4 protein-coding genes are annotated in these 4325 nt (G+C 59.0%); all 4 read right to left on the bottom strand.

Annotated features, from left to right (window positions below):
• Genes ACR0JB_RS21730 through ACR0JB_RS21715 form a run of 4 tightly spaced genes read right to left on the bottom strand, consistent with a single transcriptional unit; the run spans position 1 to position 4325 of the window.
• A complete protein-coding gene (locus tag ACR0JB_RS21730; protein ID WP_170400182.1) occupies positions 1–972 on the bottom strand; it encodes a 2-hydroxyacid dehydrogenase in 972 nt (323 codons plus the stop codon).
• Positions 972–1859 (bottom strand): succinate--CoA ligase subunit alpha, encoded by an 888-nt coding sequence (sucD, locus tag ACR0JB_RS21725; RefSeq protein ID WP_170352143.1) that lies wholly within the window; start codon positions 1857–1859, stop codon positions 972–974. Before sucD ends, ACR0JB_RS21730 begins: the two co-directional genes overlap by 1 nt.
• Positions 1859–3055 carry a malate--CoA ligase subunit beta gene (locus ACR0JB_RS21720; protein ID WP_170352142.1) on the bottom strand — a complete coding sequence of 399 codons (1197 nt, stop codon included), beginning with the start codon at positions 3053–3055 and terminating at the stop codon, positions 1859–1861. Before ACR0JB_RS21720 ends, sucD begins: the two co-directional genes overlap by 1 nt.
• A gap of 28 nt (positions 3056–3083) precedes the next feature.
• Positions 3084–4325, bottom strand: a complete 1242-nt coding sequence (locus tag ACR0JB_RS21715; protein WP_170400180.1) for a pyridoxal-phosphate-dependent aminotransferase family protein — start codon at positions 4323–4325, stop codon at positions 3084–3086.

The following is a 4325-nucleotide window of genomic DNA, read 5'->3' as shown; positions in this document are numbered from 1 at the left end:
TCAGATCACCCGGTCACGTGGTTCACGGCCTTGGAAAAAGTCACTCAGATTATCTAGAACGCGGAAGCCCATCGCTTCGCGGGCCTCGCGCGTTGCGCTGCCCAGATGCGGCAGCATCACGAGGTTGTCACATTGCAGCAGATCCGGGCTGATGCGGGGCTCGCCGTCGAAGACGTCCAAGGCCGCACCACCGATCATGTCGAACATCAGCGCCTGAATCAGAGCCCATTCATCAACCACCTCGCCGCGCGCAGTGTTGATCAGGAATGCGTCAGGCTTCATCAGGCTCAGTCGGCGCGAGTTGATCAGGTGCCGGTTCGCGGAGCCGCCGGGGCAGTGCAGTGACACAAAATCGCACTGGGGCAAGAGATCATCGATCGTGTCCACCTGTGTTGCGTCGCACTGGCCCAATACGTCCGCGGCCACCTCGCTGCGGTTATAGACGAGGACGTTCATACCGAACCCGTGATGGGCACGGCGAGCCATTTCCTGGCCGATCCGGCCATAACCGATGATGCCCAGCGTCTTGCCGCTGACCTTTGTGCCCACAAGATGCGTCGGCCGCCAGCCGGTCCACTTGCCGGAGCGCAATTCGCGTTCGCCCTCACCTGCCCGGCGCGCAACCATCAGCAGCAACGTCATGGCCAGATCGGCCGTACACTCGGACAGGACATCCGGTGTATTTGTTACCGTCATGCCTAGCTCACGCGCCGAAGGTTCGCAGATATGGCTATAGCCGACCCCATAATTGGCAATGATCTTGGTCTGCGCGCCAGGCACATCCAATGCCTCGGCGCTGAGCGTGTCGGTGACCGTGGGTAGGACAGCATCATAGGTTTTCAACGCCCGCCGGATGTCTGCCGGGGACATTGGCTTGTCCCCGGTATTCAGCACGGCGTTGTAGTTTTCGGCCAGTTGCGCCTCGACGGCGGCAGGCCAGCGACGGGTGACTAAGACCGAAGGTTTAACCATCACGCAGCCTCCATCACTCGTGCGATTGTCTCACCAATCACGGCGGGGTTTTCGGCCACGGTCACACCAGCAGCGGACAGGATTTCAACCTTTTCGCTGGCGCTTTCGCCAAAAGCCGAGATGATCGCACCGGCGTGCCCCATGGTTCGACCTTTGGGGGCGGTCAATCCGGCAACATAAGCAATGACCGGTTTTGTAATGTGATTGCGGATGTATTCCGCGGCTTCAGCTTCCTGCGGACCGCCGATTTCGCCGATCATCGCAATGATGTGGGTATCCTCGTCCTCTTCAAACCGTTGCAGGATATCTTTGAACGAGGACCCGTTGATCGGATCGCCACCGATACCAACACTGGTCGAAACGCCAATGCCACGTTCTTTGAGCTGTGCTGCCGCCTCGTACCCCAGTGTGCCCGAGCGACCAATGATGCCGACATTGCCAGGCAGGTAGATATGGCCCGGCATGATACCCAGCAGAGCCTTACCGGGGCTGATTGTACCGGCGCAGTTCGGTCCAGTCAGAACCATACGTTTTTCTCTGGGATAACGGTACATGTACCGCTTGACCCGGATCATATCCTGCGCCGGGATACCGTCGGTGATACAGACACAGTAGCGAATGCCCGCATCAGCAGCTTCCATGATGGAGTCTGCAGCAAACGGAGGCGGAACAAAGACCAGACTGGCATCCGCGCCAGTTGCCTCAACGGCCTGTTTCACGGTGTCAAACACCGGTACACCTTCAACGGTTTCACCACCCTTGCCGGGAACAACTCCGCCGACAACATTGGTGCCGTAGGCCAGCATATCCTTTGTGTGAAAGCGCGCCATGCGTCCGGTGATGCCCTGAACGATGACGCGGGTGTCGCGGTCGAGAAGTATGCTCATTACACGGCCCTCATCTTGGTGTTTTGGGACAGATCGTTCTGCCATGCGCCCACCGCCCGTTCAGCGGCTTCCATCAAAGTGGTGGCGCGGATGATCGGTAGGCCGGATTTGGCGAGAATCTTTTGACCTTCTTCGACATTCGTACCGGCAAGTCGCACGATGACCGGGATGTCGATATCCAACTCACGCAGCGCCTGCACAACGCCCTCGGCGACCCAGTCGCAGCGGTTAATACCAGCAAAGATATTGACCAAAACCGCCTGAACGTTCTTGTCGGACAGAACCAGTCGAAAGGCCTTGGCCACGCGCTCGGGTGAGGCACCACCACCGATATCGAGGAAGTTCGCGGGCTCGCCCCCGGCCAGTTTGATCGTGTCCATCGTGGCCATGGCCAGACCAGCACCGTTCACGATGCAGCCGATATTGCCGTCCAAACCCACATAAGACAGCCCACGGTCCGCCGCGCGGCTTTCACGGGGATCTTCCTGGCTTTTGTCGCGCAGTTCAGCGATCTGCGGATGACGGAACAGAGCGTTGTCGTCAAAGCTCATCTTTGCGTCCAATGCCAGCACACGGTCGTCGCCAGTGATAACCAGTGGATTGATTTCAACCATCGTGGCGTCCAGATCGCTGAAGGCGGCGTAACAGCCCTGCAACGTCCGTACCATTTGCTGAACCAGACGAGCCTCAAGGCCCAGATTGAAGGCTATCTCGCGGGCCTGGAATTCCTGCAGTCCAACTGCGGGTTCCACGATTGAGCGCACGATGCTGTCCGGGCGTTCCGCCGAGATCTCCTCAATCTCCATCCCACCTTCAGACGAAGCCACGATCATCACCCGCTGGCTGGAGCGGTCCAGAACAAAACCAAGATAGATCTCGCGATCAATCGGCACAGCGGACTCGACATAGACACGATAGATGCCTTTACCTTCCGGTCCGGTCTGATGGGTCACCAGCTTGCGGCCGAACATCTCGTCACAGGCCTCGTGGATCTCGTTTTCACTGTTACACAGTTTGACGCCACCCGCTTTGCCGCGGCCACCCGCATGGACCTGGGCTTTGACAATCCACTTGTCTCCGCCCAGTTCGCGGGCGCGATAGGCCGCCTGTTCCGGGCTATAGGCCAAGGCACCTGACGGTACGGCGACGCCAAAATTCGAAAGAACTTCTTTCGCCTGGTATTCATGGATATCCATCTGCATTCCTCCCGTTCATGCAGTGCGTTCAAGCAGCGATCGATGTGCCGTAACGGCTTTCGAGCAATGCCTCGATCTCTTCGAAATCGACATTGCCGCCCAGTTCCCTCATGGCTTCGGCAAACAGGCGGACGATCCGGCTGACGGCCTGGCGGTTGAGCTGATTGAGGATTCCGATGCGTACCTGAACCGGCGCGCTGAGCGTCGGCCAGATCCCAAAACCCCTTGCCCGACAGTTCTGCACCAGCTCCATCTCTCTCCCGGCCAGTTCCGGCGGCAGATTCAGCACGACCAGGCTGGGCATGTCCGAAGTCACCTCGCATCCCATGGCCGTAACAGCATCGCGCAGCACGCGTTCATGGGTCTTGTAGGATGCCGACCGTCTGGTCAGACCTTCCTGAAGTGTCAGACGCAGGGACTCATGGAACGCTGCAACGGCATAACCGGAATGGGTTCTGTGATAGGTCCCCTTTTCGACGTCCTGACCGTCGACAATACCCCAGTGACGCGCCTCAAATAGAGGATTGTGGACATAACTGTAGGCACCCGTCGCTCTGAGGGATTCAACAAAGGCATCTGTAAAGCTGACCGGCGCATAGGTCAGCGGCAGGCAGCACAGGCCCTTCTGAGGGCAGGAGGCCCAACCGGCGATCCCCGGATAGTCATCGATCGAAAAGTCATCGACGCCCAACGACGAGACCGCATCGACCAGGCCCATCACCCCATGACGCTCGCATGCGTCCGAGAAGCCACGCAGATCATTGACGCGACCCGAACCCGTTTCCCAATGCGCCATAAAGGCCCATTTCGGTTTGTGCTGTTCCAGCGCGGCTTCAACCAGTTCACCAGTGACCGGCTGTCCGTGCGGAACATCAACGACCGTTACGCTGGCGGCCTGTGGATCAAGCGGGCTGGCGGCATGCTCCTCGGGCGTGGCCGCCTTGATGCTTAGGGTCAGCGCATCAATGCCGGAAAAGGTGCCGTTGGCAAAGGCCACGACTTTATCACCGGGCATCACGGCGGAGAACATGGTGTCCAATGCGCTCCAGCCGGTACCGGCCACAGCAAAGGTATAGGTGTTATCGGTTCCCCAGATATTGCGCAGCATGTGCTTGCATTCGACCATCCCGCGCAAAACGTCGCCCTGCATGTGATCCGCAACCCCGGCATTGGCGAAGGCCTGCAAAACGCGGGCGTCCGTATTGCCCGGCCCCGGACCAGCAGCCAGTGTCTCGGGGATCTCAAGCGGGGGATAAATCTGAAAAGTCAT

This window comes from Ruegeria sp. BI7 (assembly GCF_056537925.1).
This window is presented reverse-complemented; position numbering and strand designations above follow the sequence as displayed.